At 40.6% G+C, this 18817-nt stretch carries 15 protein-coding genes; 7 read left to right on the top strand and 8 right to left on the bottom strand.

Annotation, left to right across the window (positions count from 1 at the left end; genetic code table 11):
* Nucleotides 1-308 precede the first annotated feature (308 nt).
* The 3 genes from MHO82_RS00690 to MHO82_RS00680 form a co-directional block, all read right to left on the bottom strand.
* Nucleotides 309-1049, bottom strand: a complete 741-nt coding sequence (locus MHO82_RS00690) for a DsbA family protein (protein ID WP_239181926.1) — start codon at nucleotides 1047-1049, stop codon at nucleotides 309-311.
* Between the two features lie 144 nt (nucleotides 1050-1193).
* Nucleotides 1194-1550 carry a hypothetical protein gene (locus tag MHO82_RS00685; protein WP_239181925.1) on the bottom strand — a complete coding sequence of 119 codons (357 nt, stop codon included), beginning with the start codon at nucleotides 1548-1550 and terminating at the stop codon, nucleotides 1194-1196.
* A 162-nt stretch (nucleotides 1551-1712) separates the two neighbouring features.
* Nucleotides 1713-3455, bottom strand: coding sequence for a hybrid sensor histidine kinase/response regulator (locus MHO82_RS00680; protein ID WP_239181924.1), 1743 nt, complete (start codon nucleotides 3453-3455; stop codon nucleotides 1713-1715).
* A gap of 664 nt (nucleotides 3456-4119) precedes the next feature.
* Here MHO82_RS00680 and MHO82_RS00675 point away from each other — a divergent pair.
* A complete protein-coding gene (locus tag MHO82_RS00675) occupies nucleotides 4120-5220 on the top strand; it encodes an ABC transporter substrate-binding protein (protein ID WP_239181923.1) in 1101 nt (366 codons plus the stop codon).
* Nucleotides 5221-5224: 4 nt separating this feature from the next.
* On the opposite strand, the gene nagZ is transcribed toward MHO82_RS00675, so the two are convergent.
* Nucleotides 5225-6223 carry a beta-N-acetylhexosaminidase gene (gene nagZ / locus MHO82_RS00670; protein ID WP_239181922.1) on the bottom strand — a complete coding sequence of 333 codons (999 nt, stop codon included), beginning with the start codon at nucleotides 6221-6223 and terminating at the stop codon, nucleotides 5225-5227.
* 196 nt (nucleotides 6224-6419) lie between these two features.
* Here nagZ and MHO82_RS00665 point away from each other — a divergent pair, with 196 nt between their 5' ends.
* Together MHO82_RS00665 and murQ are read left to right on the top strand one after the other, a co-directional pair.
* Entirely contained in the window at nucleotides 6420-7541 is a 1122-nt protein-coding gene (locus MHO82_RS00665; RefSeq protein WP_239181921.1) for an anhydro-N-acetylmuramic acid kinase, read from the top strand.
* Nucleotides 7542-7550: 9 nt separating this feature from the next.
* Nucleotides 7551-8468: an N-acetylmuramic acid 6-phosphate etherase gene (murQ, locus tag MHO82_RS00660; RefSeq protein ID WP_239181920.1), complete on the top strand. Its 918-nt coding sequence runs from the start codon at nucleotides 7551-7553 to the stop codon at nucleotides 8466-8468.
* Between the two features lie 58 nt (nucleotides 8469-8526).
* Here murQ and MHO82_RS00655 read toward each other — a convergent pair whose 3' ends face one another.
* The 3 genes from MHO82_RS00655 to MHO82_RS00645 form a co-directional block, all read right to left on the bottom strand.
* Nucleotides 8527-10644 (bottom strand): methyl-accepting chemotaxis protein, encoded by a 2118-nt coding sequence (locus MHO82_RS00655; protein ID WP_239181919.1) that lies wholly within the window; start codon nucleotides 10642-10644, stop codon nucleotides 8527-8529.
* Between the two features lie 176 nt (nucleotides 10645-10820).
* Complete coding sequence (locus tag MHO82_RS00650) at nucleotides 10821-11390, bottom strand: YceI family protein (RefSeq protein ID WP_239181918.1); 570 nt, start codon at nucleotides 11388-11390, stop codon at nucleotides 10821-10823.
* Nucleotides 11390-11929 carry a cytochrome b gene (locus tag MHO82_RS00645; protein ID WP_239181917.1) on the bottom strand — a complete coding sequence of 180 codons (540 nt, stop codon included), beginning with the start codon at nucleotides 11927-11929 and terminating at the stop codon, nucleotides 11390-11392. Before MHO82_RS00645 ends, MHO82_RS00650 begins: the two co-directional genes overlap by 1 nt.
* Before the next feature lie 381 nt (nucleotides 11930-12310).
* Here MHO82_RS00645 and MHO82_RS00640 point away from each other — a divergent pair, with 381 nt between their 5' ends.
* The 4 genes from MHO82_RS00640 (at nucleotide 12311) to MHO82_RS00625 (ending at nucleotide 17682) form a co-directional block, all read left to right on the top strand.
* Nucleotides 12311-13099: a TetR/AcrR family transcriptional regulator gene (locus MHO82_RS00640; RefSeq protein WP_239181916.1), complete on the top strand. Its 789-nt coding sequence runs from the start codon at nucleotides 12311-12313 to the stop codon at nucleotides 13097-13099.
* Between the two features lie 232 nt (nucleotides 13100-13331).
* Nucleotides 13332-15674 carry an MMPL family transporter gene (locus MHO82_RS00635; protein ID WP_239181915.1) on the top strand — a complete coding sequence of 781 codons (2343 nt, stop codon included), beginning with the start codon at nucleotides 13332-13334 and terminating at the stop codon, nucleotides 15672-15674.
* Between the two features lie 78 nt (nucleotides 15675-15752).
* On the top strand, nucleotides 15753-16490 hold the full coding sequence (locus tag MHO82_RS00630; RefSeq protein WP_239182266.1) for an outer membrane lipoprotein-sorting protein: 738 nt from the start codon (nucleotides 15753-15755) through the stop codon (nucleotides 16488-16490).
* Nucleotides 16491-16515: 25 nt separating this feature from the next.
* Complete coding sequence (locus MHO82_RS00625; RefSeq protein ID WP_239181914.1) at nucleotides 16516-17682, top strand: hypothetical protein; 1167 nt, start codon at nucleotides 16516-16518, stop codon at nucleotides 17680-17682.
* Nucleotides 17683-17752: 70 nt separating this feature from the next.
* Here MHO82_RS00625 and MHO82_RS00620 read toward each other — a convergent pair whose 3' ends face one another.
* On the bottom strand, nucleotides 17753-18817 hold the full coding sequence (locus tag MHO82_RS00620) for an XrtA/PEP-CTERM system-associated ATPase (protein ID WP_239181913.1): 1065 nt from the start codon (nucleotides 18815-18817) through the stop codon (nucleotides 17753-17755).

Genomic DNA, 18817 nt, shown 5'->3' with positions numbered 1-18817 from the left:
CGAATGTCACTGATAAAAAAAAAGCACTCTGAATTATTATAATTATCTAAGTTCAATATAAATTCATATCGACAGCCAACAAAGCAAGTATAGTTCATATTTCACACAAAACGGTTCAATATTAACGCAACGAATAACCCTACATTATATATACTTAATCTACTTCTACTTAAGTTTTTATTAATATAAATAACAAAACAAAAACAGCATCTAACTGATTTTTCTATTTAATAATTCTTTTAAGAAAATGCCTAGTTTATTTTATAAATAATAGCCAGAAAAAACTCTGGCTATTATCTAACGATGAATTACGCGTCGCTTTCTTCTAGTTCAGCTTCAATAATTGGTTTTAACTTATCAAGTGGAACATAGCCATTAATAATTTCATCGCCAATAATCATTGCTGGTGTGCCACCAAAACCAAGTTCAGAAAATACTCGATAGTTCATGCTTATGATTTTTTCTACCTCATCATTTGTTTTTAACTCTGATTCTGTATTCGTCACTTTCGCAACACGCTCTAAGGATGACTTATCATGGCGGCCACTTTTACCAATCAAATATTTGTGAACCTCAGGGTAAGCGTCTCGCTCATTTTGCCAAACATTAAGAGCAAATTCGGCTGAGTTCGTATCTAACCCAACCACTTCTCTTTGTTGTAATGGTACATAGACATTAATAACATTTAACATTGGAAAGTCAGCTACTAACTGGTGCAGTACCGAGTCTAATCGCTTACAAAAAGGGCAGTTATAATCCGTAAAGTTCACAATCGTTAATGCTGGTTTCTCTGCCCCAAACGAACTATGAGCATCATTGTTATACAACCAATCATGATGCGTTGTCATTGCATTGGCTCTTTGCTGCTCCTGATTGATGTACATATTAAGGCTTGTTAATAAACCATCAATCAGCTGAGGGTTCTCCTCCAAAATCGTATTAATCTGCTTTAGATTATCTTGCTGAGTCGTCGATAAGTCTTCTGTCGCTGCTGTTGCAGAAAAGAAAAATACTGATGTGATTAACGTCGTTAATATTGATTTTTTCAAAATAAATCCTGTAAATAATTCATATATTTAAATAAAAAAGGCATGCACAAATACCACTCACATCACCGTTATAAACCAATTATCTTTGAGCAGTAATGTCGAGTAAGCACAACCTATATTGAAAATGAAGTCGTTACAGGAGTCTTATTCTAAGAAAACACAAAATTGCAGATGGGGCCGATACTTATGATACAAACGTACGTTTTGAGTTCGAACAATACGATAGGTACTGTACAGGAAAGCACCGATAGCCAGTAATATCGCAGCACTATAAGCGATAAACGGGGAAGCTTTTGTTTCTACATCACTACAAAATCGGACTAATTGTTCAGAAATAGAACACGTTTTTATGCCTATATTTTCATCTAATTGCTCTGTACTGGTAACCGTCTCAATACGATTACTACTTTCTTGCACATAAGAAAGTGACGTCAGCACCGAACAAAGCGTGACTAAACATACAATTAATAGACTGGCTACTAATGAGCGTCGCTTAAACATTGTGCTTGTAATTAGAAATGAGGGCATAAAATCGAAGAAAAGAAAACGTATGCAAATTAGTCTTTCGATATGAGAAAAAGTTCCTTTTTAATTCTTTACTAAACAAAATAAACACCACGAATAGCTGAAGAGAATTCCCCCCTCAGCCATTCACAACAGCAATCAAACCCAACCAGAAACTTTCGATAGAAGCGTAGTTTTTGATGCTGGTTTCGGTAAATAGTCATCCATGCCGGATGCCATAACAGTTTCTAGCACACCTTCTTGTTTGTCCCCTGTAAAGCAGATAATAGGAACCTGTTGTTTGCCTTTAAAACGACCATCATTGCGGATCTGCTTTGTGGCTTCAATTCCACCCATTAATGGCATTTCGAGATCCATTAAAATCAAATCAATATGTTCTTTTTCAAGGTAATCTAAAGCAGCGACACCATGCTCAGCATGTACAACCTGATAACCTTGTTTTTCAAGTAAAATACCCGAATACGTTCGTAAAGAGATATTATCATCCACTATCATGACTTTAGGCTGAATCGCCGAGAAGTTAGAAAAAGCCTGCTTACTTTCCCCTTTCGCAGGCTCAAAGAAAAGCTTATCAAGCTTATTCAAAAAGTAGTGCCTGTTTACCTGTTTATCCACCAATTCAAATGAAACCATACGGTTTAAACGATACTGAGAAGGCACGACTTGGGAATATAAGTACACGACACGGCTTTGTACAGAAAGCAGTTTATTTTCAAGCACCTCAAAACAAGCCCAATCAGACACGAAGCTATCTAAATCAACAATAATGACATCAACTTTTTTCTGCTCTTCCAACCACGAACAAACCGACTTTCTTGACTTGGATTCAAATTGGTACCCACTGTAAAAAGCATGCCCTTGTAGAATAGACAAAGATTCGCTTTTGGCTCCTACGTAAAGAACCTTTTTATTCACAATCGCTTCTGATTTTAGCTGGGCAACCTGATCAGAATTGTACGTTGGTAATTCAAGGGAAAACTCCAACCACGAATCGAGCAAAGAGTCACAACGAATTTCTCCTCCAAAAGCCGTGATGATTTTCTTACAAAATGGAAAACCCACCCCAAAACCTGCCTTTTGGTTTGTGACATAAAAATCTTCAAAAATATATCTAAGCTCTTTCTTGGAGATGCCAAAGCCTGTGATATAAATTTTAATGGTATTACTGTGCTCTGTATTCAATAAAGAGATATCAATATTGAAACCAGGACTTTCTTTATACGCAAACGCAGACTTCAATAACGTCGAAATGACATTTCTCAGCAATAAATCACTACCAAAAAAGTCATCTTTATTCATCAATGAGGTCAAATTTATGCATTGCTTATCTATTGGTGATTGGTATGAGTAGCCATTAATCACCTCATTAATCACGCCATTGATAGAGTACTTCTTAAAAGACTCCGACGTAATTGACTGCTCATCAATGGAACTCAGCAATAAACTTACCGACTCATTGCCACGATCAATCACTGACATACTGTCGTTTACTATGGCAAGCACCTGCTCAAGATCATTTTCGGAGATCGTATATCCAGCCGCAGATTTTCCTTTCTTCTTAGGTAATAGCTCTTTTACCACTTCCATCGAGCTGTAAACAGAGTCTAGCGGCCCTTTCATTTCATAAGCCATACCTGACCCAAGAGAGCGGGCTAACGTTAGCTTACCTTCATGCTCGATTTTATTTCGATGATTAAATAAAATACCCGCAAAATATGAAAGGATAAAAATAGGAACAAAAGCCGGGTCAAAATGCAGATAGGAAACCGCGCCATCCAAAATATAAACGGACAGAAAAGCGGCAAGATAGCCTACACATGATGATATTACTATGATTGTCCAATCATAAAGCAAGAGGATAACCAAAAAAATGCTGACCATAAATGAGAGGCTCCAAACCGTAGACCACTCATTTTTTAACATCATAAAGCTAAAAAAGAAGGGTAAACAAATTGTAATCGCCCCTAAAAAGTAATAATGCTGATATTTTTTAAATATCATTGGCATATTATCTTTAATGATTAATGGAACAAACAGCAATGAACAAAAAAGTCGTAATATTAAACTTTCATAAGGCTGCGGGAATATAAACTCCCACACGATGTAATATAAAAGAAAAGCTGCACTACCAAGAAAACCCACAATTTCTAAATTAAGTTCAGAATATTTATATATATCTTTTATTTTTTGGCTAAGGAACATAACTCTCCTATTATGAACGCGAATGCATTAACCATTATTTATACTTAATTTCAGATCACAATATTTTTACAAGACAAAGAATAACTGCAACCTTTAATCTACGCGTAGTATACTATATTGTTTTTCTATAGCTATTAATTCTGTTCAATCAGCTGATTTTTATTAAAAAATATCGCTCTACCCCAACATTAATCGCTCCATCGCAATGTCCTGATATGCTTACAAATACATTGCAACTCTCAACAGCTTGTCTACGCTTCTATTAAGGTCTGCTTGGTACACAACTCTTTCTACTACCAATAGCCTCATTATTGTTGTTAGATTACGGCGATTGGAGATACTAATGATTAAATTAAGGTCCATCTTTATTTTACTTATCATTAGCTTATTGCCTGGATGTTTTAGCAATCAAGAACAGGTTCGTATTGGCTTTATTGGATGTTTAAGTAGTGAATTTTATACGCTAGGGCTATCAGCCAAAAATGGAGTCCAACTTGCCCTAGAAAAAGCCAACAGCAAAAAAAAGAATAATTTTCATTATGAATTAGTACCCAGAGATTGCTACAAAGGTGAACAGGCCTTGGCCACATTACATGAATTTCGCCTGCTAGATGTGAGTGTAATTATCGGCCCACTACTGAGTACAAATGTAGAAACCTATTTACCGATGGCGAATGACAACCACCTTCTATTAATCAGTCCTACTGCCACATCAAACCAGTTCACAGGCTTAAACGATGCTCTGCTCAGAAATGTTGCTGACCACAATACTTATGCAGCTATCACCGCAGAGTACATACTAAAACAAGGAGAAAGCAAGAGAGTCGTCATACTGCAAGACGAAGAGAATATTTCTTACACGGAAGATTGGAAAAATACCTTTATTAATGCATACGATAGAAGCAAAGCAAACGTCAAAGTCATCGCTTATAACTCACTATACAATCCAGATAATGACACTATTATCGCTAATGCTCTTCGCTTATCGCCCGATGTCATCATCATGATCAGTAATGAACCAGATACCATCCAGTTTGCACAATACCTGAAAAGAAATAATATCCACCTCACGTTAATCGCCACAGAGTCAACCGCTTCTGACAACTTCATTACTTCTGGCGGTTCGGCGGTTGAAAATATCATTCATACTCAATTTTACGATCGAAAGAGTACCAGTGAGCACTTTCTGCAATTTAATGCCGATTACAAAAAGAGGTTTCGCAGCACGCCCAATTTTCCCGCCTACTCAGCGTATGATGCTGTAAACATCGCCATTACAGCGATTGAAAAAGCACCTAAAAACACCATCAAAGAATCTATTCTCGCAATAAGAGCATTTGATGGTGTGCTTGGAGAAATCATCATAGATGAGTTTGGAGATACTAGAGGAACCGTTTTTCTCACCCAAATCAAAAATGGTAAATTTGTTCCTCTAGAACATTAACGCTTTATTGATTCTGCCACTGTTCTAACCAACGCTGAACCTGTAAATTCGCCTCACGCCATTGTTGTGATCTTTGCAGTTCACCATAATTCGTGGAAAATTGCTTACGCAGACTGACGGCTTTCGGCACTTCAGAGATGGCCAAGTTATCCAGTACTTCAATAGCAGATTGACGATTATTACACATTAAGACCATATCACATCCAGCATCCATCGCTTGTTGTGAGCGCTCGGCCGGCCCCCCCATGATTGTCGCCCCTTCCATATTTAAATCGTCCGAAAAGACAATGCCATTAAATTGCAATTGATTACGCAAAATATCCTTCAACCAATAAGGCGAACCACTAGCGGGGCGTGAATCATAATGAGGGTAAATCACATGGGCTGGCATCATCGCATCTAAAATGCCAGCTTCAATTTGCGCTTTAAAAATAGCCATATCCACATCAAACAGATCGTCTCTTTCATCGTATGGTGTCTCTAAATGCGAATCAGCAATTACACCACCATGACCAGGGAAATGCTTACCAGTTGTCGCCATTCCAGCTTGTTTCATTCCTTGCATAAAAGCGGTGCTGTGACGAAGAATCGTATCAATATCATCTCCGAATGCGCGGCTACCAATGGCTTTACAGTCAAAACCTTTATCAAGTACTGGTGCAAAACTTAAATCTATATCATGGGCCATCAACTCCGCAGCCATAAGCCACCCTGCTTGTTTGGCAACCTCTGCACCATCATTAAACTGCGCAAAAGATTGTGCCGGAGGAAGCAAGCTAAAACCTTCTTTGAAACGCTGTACTCGGCCGCCTTCTTGATCCACACCAATTAAGATTGGGCGCTTTGCTGCTTTACGAATGGACTGATTGAGTGCCACTAACTGCTCATTATCATGATAGTTGCGGGCAAATAAGATCACACCACCAACCGTTGGATGCGCCAAAATCTCTCTTTCTTCCGCATCTAACTCATACCCTTCTACATCAAGCCATAACGGACCCATGCATTACTCCAAGCTTCTTGATTCTACAGATCTTTGCAAAGTAGCATGTAAGCCCTTCTCCCTCAATTAATAGGTAAAATATTGCACCTAAAAGTTGTGAAGAAAATCAAGCTACCACATAGATAATTGCAGAAACTCATTCGTTTATAACAAAGTAACTGGCAATATACACAAAAGCCTTATTGAGCAGAAAGTCATGCAACGTTATATCGGAATTATGTCTGGCACCAGTATGGATGGTGTCGACTCTGTCATTGTCGAAACCGATGGCCACAACATCACTTTACTCCATTCAGATTTTTATCCGATGGATATGGAATTAAAAGAAATCTTACTGTCGGTTTGCACAGGACAACCAACAAATTTACAAATAATTGGCGAGCTGGACCATCGCTTGGGCCACCTATTTGCCGATGCCGTATTACAGCTACTCAAAAAAGCGAATGTTTCTGCCACTTCCATTACGGCAATTGGAAACCATGGCCAAACGGTTTTCCACTCACCAGATAGCCAATACCCTTTTACCATGCAGTTAGGGGACGCCAATATCATCTCAGCAAAAACAGGCATCACAACGGTTGCCGACTTTCGCCGTAAAGACATGGCATTTGGCGGCCAAGGTGCCCCATTGGTTCCGGCTTTTCACCAAACTGTTTTTAATCACCGTTCAGATTCTAACTGCGTCGTACTCAATATTGGTGGTATAGCTAACATTTCCGTCTTACAGAAAGATCAAGCGTCTCTGGGGTATGATACTGGGCCCGGTAATATGCTGATGGACGCTTGGGTACACAAACATCTCGATAAACCCTATGATGATAACGCTGAGTTTGCTCTTTCTGGGATCTCCCATGAAAAATTGCTTCAGCAACTCATGCAGCATGACTACTTCCAACGCACTGCACCGAAAAGTACTGGCCGAGAATTATTTAACTTAGCGTGGTTAGAACAACAGCTACAAGTCATCGAAGAGCCAATCTCAGCAGAAGACGTTCAAGCCACCCTTGCTGAATTTACCGCGCAAACCATTTCCGATCAGGTAGCATTATATCAACAAGGCAATGCACCAGAATTACTGGTGTGCGGCGGCGGCGCAAAAAACCCACTACTCATGAAGCGTCTTGCTGAGTTATTGCCTCAATGGTGTGTCGCAACCACCAGCGAACGAGGAGTTGATCTTGATTATATGGAAGCCATGGCATTTGCGTGGTTGGCACATCAAACCATGAACCGCTTACCAGGGAATTTGCCAGAAGTAACTGGCGCTTCTCAATTAACCAGTTTAGGTGCCATTTATCCAGCTCCAGAAAAATATTAGGGAACCACCATGAGCAACACCAATTTAATATCCGATCTAGACAAATTGATCTCAGAAGGTCGTAATCCAGAAACCATGGATATTGATCTGCTTTCTGCGCACGACATCGTAAAAAAAATCAATACACAAGATAAACAAGTCGCGCTAGCGGTAGAGAAAGAGCTTCCTTATATTGCTCAAGCCGTTGAAAAAATCACCGAAGCGTTCAGAAAAGGTGCAAGACTTATCTATATGGGCGCAGGCACCAGTGGCCGGCTGGGTGTGCTTGATGCGTCGGAATGCCCACCTACATTTGGCGTGCCAGAAACCATGGTTGTGGCCTTAATTGCAGGCGGTCATGATGCTATTTTCCGAGCAAAAGAAGGCGCAGAAGACAGTGCTCAAGGTGGCATCGATGATCTGAAAAACATTCAATTTAATAAAGACGATATTCTGGTAGGCATCGCAGCCAGTGGCCGTACTCCCTATGTGATTGGAGGTTTAGAATATGCCAAAGAGCTGGGTGCCACTACGGTTTCTCTTTCTTGTAACCCAAGCTCCCCTATTGCCAATATTGCCCATATTGCTATTTCTCCCATTGTTGGCCCAGAAGTACTCACAGGTTCAACACGAATGAAATCTGGTACAGCACAAAAATTAGTGCTTAATATGCTCACGACCGCCAGCATGATCCGACTTGGCAAAAGCTATCAAAACCTCATGGTGGATGTCAAAGCCACCAATGAAAAGCTAGTCGCACGAGCTGCCAGAATTGTAATGCAAGCGGTAGAATGCTCAGAGCAAGAAGCGATCGCCGCACTTAATCAAGCAAACAACCACGTCAAGCTCGCCATCATGATGCTAATGACGGGGTTAGACATTAATGACGCCCGAAATTTACTGGAAAAAAAGCAAGGATTCTTACGCTCTGCTATTGAAGGTAAATAAAAATAAAGCGCCAACCGTGGCGCTTTATTTTTGTCTGTACTTTCAAGCCACACGATGACTAATCAACAACAAATTTATTCAAATGACCACGAAGCTCCGCCACCTTATGATTAAGTTCTTCACTGAGTGACGACGTTTTCGACACGATCTCATTCGCTTCGTTAGACATATCAGAAATCACGGTCACATTACGATTAATTTCGTCATTCACTCTCGATTGCTCTTCTGCCGCACTAGCCATTTGATGGTTCTGCATATTAATCGTATCAATAAGCGTATTAATACCTTTAAACGACTCTTCAGCATGACGAGCGGCATCAACACAACCAGACACTTTTTCATGACTGTCTCTCATAATGTGAACCACAGCATCCGTATCACTAGATAGCTGTTCAATCATGGCTTTGATCTCTTGGGTAGCTTCCTGAGTTCTGCCTGCAAGTACACGCACTTCATCAGCAACCACTGCAAAACCTCGCCCTTGCTCACCCGCTCTCGCCGCTTCAATCGCCGCATTTAATGCGAGTAAATTGGTTTGTTCTGCAATGCTGCCAATCACAGCCAAAATGGACTCAATACTTGATCCTGAATCCGAAAGCGATTGAGTCTTAGCTTCCGCACTGGACAGCGCTTCATAAACATTTTCAATCGTGCGTGTTGTGGACGAAATTTGTTCAACGCCACCTAAACACTGTTCTTGAGCCTGCTGCGCCGCTTTCGAAGCCTCTAAAGCAGAATTAGCGACTTCACTGGCGGTGGTTGCCATTTCATGTACCGCTACCGTTAACGTGTTCAATTCTGCTGTTTGTGTATCTAATCGCTGATGCGCTTCAGAAGCGGCTTCGCGGCTATTAGACGAGTTATCATCAACCGATGAACCAATGTGAGAAATATCGCGAATAATTAACTGTAATTTCTCTAAAAAACTATTAATAATATCCCCTAACTGACCAGACTCATCACGACGAGATACCTCAATCCTTTGAGTGAGATCCCCTTCACCTTGCACAATGCTTTTTAAACGAACAATCAGCTCATCTAAAGAAGAAGTAGCTGCCCGAGCAATCACCCACATACATAAACTGCCCACCAATAAAGCGATTAATCCGCCCAATAGCCCCATATTAAGCGCATGAGAAAACTCCTCATCTAACCACTGATGAAAACTTTGTTTATTCTCATTCAATACTGTTTGTGGCACTGCCACACTCACGATCCATGGGTTATCGGTTGTAGTCGCAACCCGAGAAAACGCAGTGGTTTTGCCATCAATACTGATCAGTTCTTGGTCTCGACTCGCCGATTTAGCTCGATCCCACGAAACATAACCGGAGATTTCCGACACACGCTTACCAACATTGCTAGCTACATCACTATCAGCCAACACTATGCCTTTCCACGAGCCCACAATAATCCGTCCAGTCCCGCGATAAAGTTTGTTATCCATCTCTTCTGCTAACTTTTGAATTCGAACTAAAGATAAATCAAAACCAACGCTGCCGATTAGCTCTCCATTCACCTTAATAGAGTCACTAATGGTAGTAATAAGCTCTTTCCCTCGGCTGGGAACCTCATAGTAATAAGGCTCCATTAAAAAAAGCTTGTCGGTTTCATAGGGTTTTAAATGCCAATCATCCACACGCTCGCCATTATCGTTCATCGCAGAATTGGAAAAAGATTCCATTGCGACATAATCGTAGCCCCCTTTACCATCGGGAAAATAAAAAGGGGCCAAAAAGCCATTTTTGTTCATGGCTTTCATCGCGATGTCACTTTGCTCAAAATCACTTGGCCACGTGCTTTTTTCATAAACCATGTAACCAGAAAAAACGTCGGCTTCTTGTGGCTGCATCGTGGCATCAAACAGACGAACTAAAAATTCGGCAGACAGCTTTTGCTGACTAGACAACTCTAAATTAGATTTTATGACGTCTAAATTTTTTAAAACGGGGGTCAGGAGATTTTCTACACTAAAACGTACCGTTGCAGATGCGCTTTGAATTTCACTAGATGCGGAGCTATCAAACGCTTCTCCTACTTTAATGTTCGTTTGTTGATTCACCGCGTTACTATAAAAAGCAATCACACCAATCCCCAGAACTAAAACCAGAGCCATAGAAGTACTGGCAAAAAATGCGATTTTTATCGTAAGTGACTTGTTAATACCTGAAAACATACTCACTCCAGATCTTATAGAGCCGGGCAACATCGGCGCTATAAATTGTCATATTGTAAATTTCAGACTAGACCACCCTCCTTCGCTTTACCAAAACGCCTCAATGACGGTTAAACAAACACAAAAAAAGCCGAGTGATCATCACTCGGCTTTAACATCAGATAAAAATGACATCGTTACTTACGAATGCCTTCCACGTGCAATTCCATATCAACGTAGCTTGATGTACCCATTACAGGAATGCCAAAATCAGCTAACTCTAAACGAGTTGAACCTTCAAAGCCTGCACGGTAACCGCCCCACGGGTCTTTACCTTCACCCACAAAAGTCGCGGCAATTTCGATAGGTTTAGTTTTGCCGTGCAAGGTTAAATCACCTGCAATCATCAACTCGCCATCACCTTTATCGGTTACTTTTGTACTTACAAATTTCGCACTAGAGAATTTGCTCGCGTTGATGAAATCACCACTACGAATGTGCTTATCACGTTCTGCGTGGTTTGAATCTAAGCTACGCGTATCAACATTAAACGTTACTTTCGATGCCGCTACGTTAGCTGGATCATAGCTAAATTCACCATCAAACTTATTAAAACGACCTTTAATAAAACTATAACCTAAGTGACTTACTTTAAAACTCACTGAAGCGTGGGCACCCTTTGTATCAACAACATAATCTGCTGCATTTACCGCTGCTGGCAGTGTCATCGCTGCGCTTAATCCCATTGCTAGTAGTAACTTTTTCATTATCCTTTGACTCCAATCATTTTCTTTAACGTATCATCTTTATTAATAAAGTGATGTTTTAGCGCAGCAAGTGCGTGTAGTAACGATAATCCCATTACTGTATAAGCAAGGTAGTAGTGGATCTCCCCTGCTATGTCTTCCTGGTTTTCCACTAATGAACCAAAACCAGGAATCGTGAACCAATTAAACACTTCAATACCACGGCCGTCCGCCGTAGAAATCATGTACCCAGAAACAAATAACCCAAACAACAACAAATACAATAGCGTATGAGCCAGTTTTGCCGCCATCACTTCATAAGGCTTTCCTTCAATTTCTGGCTGAGGCTTCATTTTTTTCCATACTAATCGGAAAATTGTTGCAAAAGCGAGTAACAAACCGATTGATTTATGCCAATGTGGTGCTGTTTTATACCATTCACTGTAATAAGTCAGGTCTACCATCCAATACCCGACACCAAACAAGCCGAATACGGTTAATGCTGAAAGCCAGTGTAGTGCTTTTGAAAGGCCATTATATTGTTTTACTGTGTTATCCATTGTCTTACCTAAGCATACTGCTGTGCGAATACAAACAATTCTAGTGAAATGGCTTAAAGTGTACAGATCACCCAACCGAACATTTTGTTCGAAAAATTCGAATGAACTTTTATCTAAAACGCTACAAGAATAAAGAATACAAATAATTATCGTCTTTTTTCTGTTTGTAGTTCGCTTTTCCTAACAAACAACAGATAACTTTTATAAATAATTTTCACTTTTATCTTGATTTGAGTGATGAATGAACTATTATGACGATAAGTCAACTTTGACGATTCGTCATTTATTGGCATTTATAGTTCTTTGATACGTGTTAAAATAGAAAGAATAGGAGCATGATACGCTGTCGATGGAATAACAGATAAAAAGAGCAAATAAATAATGTTTGGTTCACGCTGTAAAAGTAAAGATAAAGAGCCCTGCTTCTTCGAGAGAAGATTCACCAGTAAGAAGCAGCAAGCCATTGCAGACAGAGAGCAAGAACTCTTGTTAATAGCAAAAGAACTTGTCACTCAAGAAGGCTTTGCCAATCTGACAATGGATAAAATTGCCAAAGAGAGCCCTTATTCAAAAGGCACGGTATACAACCACTTTACCAGTAAAGAGGATGTGATTACGGCTTTGTGTATTATGGCACTTAAGCAACAAAACAGTATGTTCCAAACAGCATTAACATTTGAAGGTAACAGCCGAGAAAAAGCCCTCGCCTTTCATGTGGCGTATCGTACTTTCTCTCGTTTAGAGCCGATTCTTTTCATGTGTGTATTAACAGCGAAAACACCTTGGATAGTAGAGAAAACCTCTACTGCTCGGAATGAACAACTTAATAAGTTAGAAGAAGATGTAATTGCTATGGCTGATGGCATTTTCTTAAAAGGCATTGAGCATGGCGATCTAAAACTGTCTCCAGCACTCAGCACTGATACCATTGTTTTTGCCAACTGGGCGGTTGCATTTGGTTCTAACTCATTAATTAATAATGCAACGAACAGCCGCTGTATTAGCCGAATCCAAGATCCTTATTCTTTATTGCACAATATCAACCTTGTTTTAGATGGCCTCAATTGGGCTCCTTTATCAAGTGACTGGGATTATAAACGTACGTGGAATCGTATTGAGCAAGAGCTGTTTCCAACAGAAATTGCCCACCTTGAGTCCATAGGCCGATAAAAAACAGTAATGCCCGCCTGTTCGCGGGTTTGTTTTTCACATTAAGTGACGATTCGTCAAAAAGTAACAACTGATTCAGGGTTAAGACAAGTGTTCATTTAGTTCAACAAATGAACAGCTTAGCTTATCTAGTACCAGTTTGTTATTCATACAACCAGTTTTAGACCTTAGCCAGCCTTATGCTGGTTTTAAAATCTATGAACTTGACGAAACGTCACAAACGGAGAATGTGATGAATAAATCATTACTTAACTTGCCAACACAATACCCAAAGACGATTATTCTCTTTGTGTTATTTACTCTGGTTGCTGCAACACTCGGCGCCAAAAACTTATATTTTAGAGGTGATTACAATATTTTCTTTGATGGCTCAAACAAGCAATTGCAAGCCTTCGACGAGATTCAAGCCACATTCAACAAAACCGATAACCTATCTATTGTTATTGCGCCTAAATCTGGTGATATTTTTACACCCAAATACCTGACTTTGCTTCAGGAGATCACTCACGATGCATGGCAAACCCCATACTCTAGCCGAGTAGACTCCATTGCTAACTATCAGCATACCGAAGCCATTGATGATGACTTGATCGTGGAAGATCTTCTGCTTGAAGATATCCCATTGGATCCTGCCCGTATCCAAAAGGTAAAGCAGATCGCACTTAATGAGCCCACACTAAAACACTCATTAATTTCAGAGACAGGTCATGTCGCAGTGGTGAATGTCACCGTACAACTGCCAAATATTGATATGACGAAAGAAGTAACAGATGTGGTTACCTTCGCAGATCAACTCGTTGAAAAGTATCAAAAAGTGTATCCAGAAGTAGAATTCCATCAGGCTGGTATCGTAATGATGAACTCTTCATTCATGAAGTCAGCACAACGAGACAGCAGCACTTTAGTCCCAACTATGCTGTTAGTGATTCTGGTTTTCCTTGGCATTATGCTGCGTTCTTTCCTAAGTGTGCTGGCTACGTTAGCGGTGATCATCGGCACCATTACCGCCACAATGGGGCTCTCAGGTTGGGCGGGCATGTTCCTAAGCACCGCAACAGTGAACGTACCTACACTAGTAATGACCCTCGCCGTTGCAGACTGTGTACACATTATCGCTTCTCTTCGCCAAGCCATGCAACAAGGCAAAACCAAAGACGAAGCCATCGTTCATAGCTTACAGCTTAACTTCATGCCAATTCTCATCACTTCTGTGACCACAGCCATTGGCTTCCTAATGATGAACGCCTCTGATTCACCAGTATTACGTGATTTGGGTAACCTATCTGCACTGGGTGTTATGATCGCTTTTGTTCTGGCCGTGACTTTATTGCCTGCAATGCTAAAAGTAATGCCACTGCGTATCGCGCCAAAACCAGCAACCAAGCAATCGTCTTACATGGACACGTTTGCCAACTTCATCGTTAATAATCGTAAAGTAATTTTGCCTTTATCGGTCATTACCCTGGTGGCAACGGCCAGCTTTATTCCATCAAACAGTATCAATGATGATGCGGTTAAATACTTTGATACCAGCAATGAGTTCCGACAAGCGGCTGACTTTATGGAACAAAACATCAGCGGTATGACGAGCATTAGTATCGCCATTAAAGCGGGAGAATCTCAAGCCATCAGCAAACCCGAGTTCATTAAAACCGTTGGTGATTTTACCCAATGGCTACGTGAGCAACCTGAAACAGACCATGTCGCAAGCTTGTCAGACACTTACCTTCGCCTGAACAAAAACATGCACGGAGACGATGAAAGCTACTACAAACTACCACAAGATCGTGAATTAGCCGCTCAGTACCTGCTGCTCTACGAAATGTCACTGCCTTATGGCCTTGATCTTAATAACCAACTGAACATTGATAAATCTTCCATCAAAATTCAGCTAACAACAAAGAACTTTGGCAGTAAAGAGTTAGTTGATATTGAAGAGCGTATCTACCAATGGTTTGCAACTCATGCTCCACAATATGAAATATTAGCTTCAAGCCCATCATTGATGTTTGCTCACATTGGCGAAACCAATATGGACAGCATGCTTAAATCTTTACCTATTGCACTCGTATTAATTTCGGTTCTGTTGGTCTTTGCTTTACGTTCACTACCATTAGGTGTGATCAGCTTAGTGCCAAACCTAGTGCCAGCCGCCATTGGTTTTGGTATCTGGGCCTTAATCTCAGGGGAAATTAACCTTGGTCTGTCCATTGTTGTCTCTTTAACTCTGGGGATTGTGGTTGATGACACCGTTCATTTCTTAAGTAAATACCAACACGCACGTAAACAAGGTAACGATGCTCATCAAGCCGTGCGATATGCGTTCAACACGGTAGGTCGCGCACTTTGGATCACCACTGTTGTTCTGATCGCTGGCTTCTCAGTATTAGCGATGTCTGACTTCCGCTTGAACTCAGATATGGGCCAACTAAGCGCATTAATCATCTTTATCGCACTGGTTGTGGACTTCTTCATGCTGCCAACACTGCTGATGATGTTTGATAAAAAACTCATCGCCAACAACGACACAAAGCAAGAAAGCAATGCCACAACCACACCAGCAAACCAATTTTAAAATAAGGAATAAGCAATGAAAACGACTCAATGGATCGCCCCACTAATACTAAGCCTAGGGTTAACAGCACCAGCAGTGATGGCAGAAGACTCCGCCGCAAGCAACACAAAAGGCTTTGAGATTGCCTCTGAACGTAAGCAACGTGATATTGGCTGGAAAGACAGCCAAGCACAAATGAGTATGATTCTAAAAAATGCACAGGGAGAAACCAGCTCTCGAAAAATACGCATTAATTCATTAGAGGTAGACAATGACGGCGATAAAGGGTTAACCATTTTTGATGAACCGTTTGATGTAAAAGGCACCGCTTTTCTTAACTTTGCACACACAACAAAGCCAGATGACCAATGGTTATATTTACCGGCACTAAAACGAGTGAAGCGCATATCGTCACGTAACAAGTCTGGTCCATTTATGGGCAGCGAATTTGCCTACGAAGACTTAAGCTCATTTGAATTAGAAAAATACGAATTCACTTACCTAAAAGATGAAAAGATCGACGGCCAAGATGCCTTCGTACTAAAACAAACACCAACAGACAAATACTCAGGCTACACCAAGCAAATCGTTTGGATGGACAAAGAACATTATCGCCCATTGAAAATTGAATTTTACGATCGCAAAAACAGCTTACTGAAAACACTGTCGTTTACTGAATACCAACAGTACCTAAACCAATTTTGGCGTGCACACGTCATGACGATGGAAAACGTACAAACAGGAAAAACCACCGTATTAACAACTCATAAGTTGACCTTTAATACTGGTTTGACTGAGAAAGATTTCTCGAAAAACAGCTTAAAGCGCGCTCGATAACCGCTTAGACAATCAAAGGTGAATCATGAAAACAGCAGTATTGACATTGTCTTTGCTGGCAGCCAGCCTGAGTTCTGCTCAGGCGGCTGAAATACGAGGCCAAATTAACCTTGAGCATCGACAATTCTTTAACGATGGTGCCCAAGGGCAAGACAATGAACAAACATCTTTAGTCGCAGAACCTGAAATGTATTGGCAATGGCAGCAAGGACAATCAAGCCTTACTTTTACGCCATTTGCTCGTGTCGATAGCCTTGATGACGAACGCACCCATGCAGATATTCGAGAATTAATGTACCTGTATTTAACGGGAGATTATGAAATACGAGCAGGTATAGGGAAAGTCTTCTGGGGTGTCACTGAATCACAGCACCTTGTGGATGTTATTAACCAAACGGATAACCTCGAATCTCTGGATGGTGAAGAGAAACTAGGCCAGCCAATGGTGCATCTTACAGCTGTTAAAGACTGGGGGATCTTAGAAGGGTTTGTATTACCCTATTTTCGTGAGGCTTCGTTCCCGGGACAAGATGGACGACTGCGAGCTCCTGTCTTAATTTCTGAAGATGCAATGTACGAATCTTCTGATGAAGAACAGCACATTGATTATGCCGCTCGATATACACAAAGTATGGGCGACTGGGACATTGGGTTAAGCTACTTTAATGGTACTAATCGAACTGCAGATTTAAGATTCAACGGAGTTACTCTTACTCCTTATTACGCCCAAATGAGTCAATTTGGCTTAGATGTCCAAGGCATTGTAGGCGACTGGTTATTGAAGCTAGAAGCCATAAACCGAGACAGTTTTGAAGATCACAACGCGCTGACGGCAGGTTTTGAATACACCTACATTGGCGCATTTGATACAGATTGGGATATTGGTGTTATCAGTGAATATTTGTACGACTCTCGTGACGAAAAAGCACCGACGCCATCGCAAAACGATCTCTTCCTTGGTGCTCGATTTGTGGTTAATGATGCAGAAGGTACAGAGATATTGATTGGCATGACACAGGATCTAGATGACTCAGATTCTGTGAGCGGTAAAGTAGAAGCCTCTAGCCGGATAAACAATTCATGGAAATGGCGTTTAGACGCCTGGATGTTCAGTAGTGAGCAACCAAGCGATCCTATTTATGCCTTTAAAGAAGATGATTTTGTTGAATTGTCCTTAGAATATTACTTCTAAAGAGCAAGCATACGCTAAATGAAGCCATGGCCTTAGAACACTAAGGCCATTTTTATAATGGTAAAATCAGTTATAACTCAGACGTTTTAGATTCAGATAGCACTTGACGCTTATCATTGATCATCTTATCTAAATAACGGATTACCTTAATTTTTCTCTGAACAACATTTTCAAGAATATTAGACACATCCATTAAGGTACTGCGGATTTTTTCCCCATTCACACCGTCATCGGCAGCAGCCATCGCTTGTAAGTCTAAGTCTTGCCTTAAGATATCAGCATCTAATAGCTCATCACTTAAATGTGGTTTATTCCGCAAAGAACCAGATAGCTCTTCGTTCATTTCTTCCATCACGGTTTCAATGTGTTCCGCCTTAATACCTTCTAATTCTTCAAGGTAAGCAAACAAAAATAGCCGATCAACAAAGATGTTAATTTTTCTAGGTACACCATGCGTATACTTGGCAATTAAGCCAAATACATCCGCTTCTAAAGACGGATAATGATCCCAACCGACTTGATGCAAACGATGCAGAATATAGCCCTTAGTTTCTTCCTCATCAAAAGGCTTTAAATGACAAGAAGCAATAATACGCTGCCTAAACTGCTCCATTTGCGGTAGTTCAATAATGGGTTTCAGTTCTTCTTGCCCTAATAAAAAGCTCTGAATCAATGGTTTATCATTCATCTGAAAATTAGATAGCATCCTAAGCTCTTCAACAGTTTGAGCTGGTAGATTCTGGGCTTCATCTACGATCAATAAGGCTCTTTTTCCCTGTTTATTCAGCTGGTATAAATAGGTTTCTAAGCGTTTTAATATATCCGCTTTACTTAACCCCTCCACTTCAATATTAAATTGAGCCGCCACTAAGCGAACCAATTCTTCTGGATTTAACCGAGTGGTCGCAATTTGTGCCGCCACTATGGTGTCATCCAGTGATGACAATAAGCTGCGAGCTATTGTTGTTTTGCCTGTTCCTATCGGCCCAGTAACAACAATAAACCCTTCCCCTTGGGATAAACCATATTGCAAATAAGATACTGCTCGTCCGTGATGTGGGCTCTCAAAAAAGAACTTGGGATCAGGGCTCAGTTTAAATGGTTTATCCGTCAACCTAAAATGTGCTTCATACAT

The sequence above is a fragment of the Vibrio sp. Of7-15 genome (genome assembly GCF_022347565.1).
Lineage (GTDB): Bacteria > Pseudomonadota > Gammaproteobacteria > Enterobacterales > Vibrionaceae > NORP241.
Note: the sequence above shows the minus strand (reverse complement) of the source record. Positions and strands in the feature narration are given on the sequence as shown.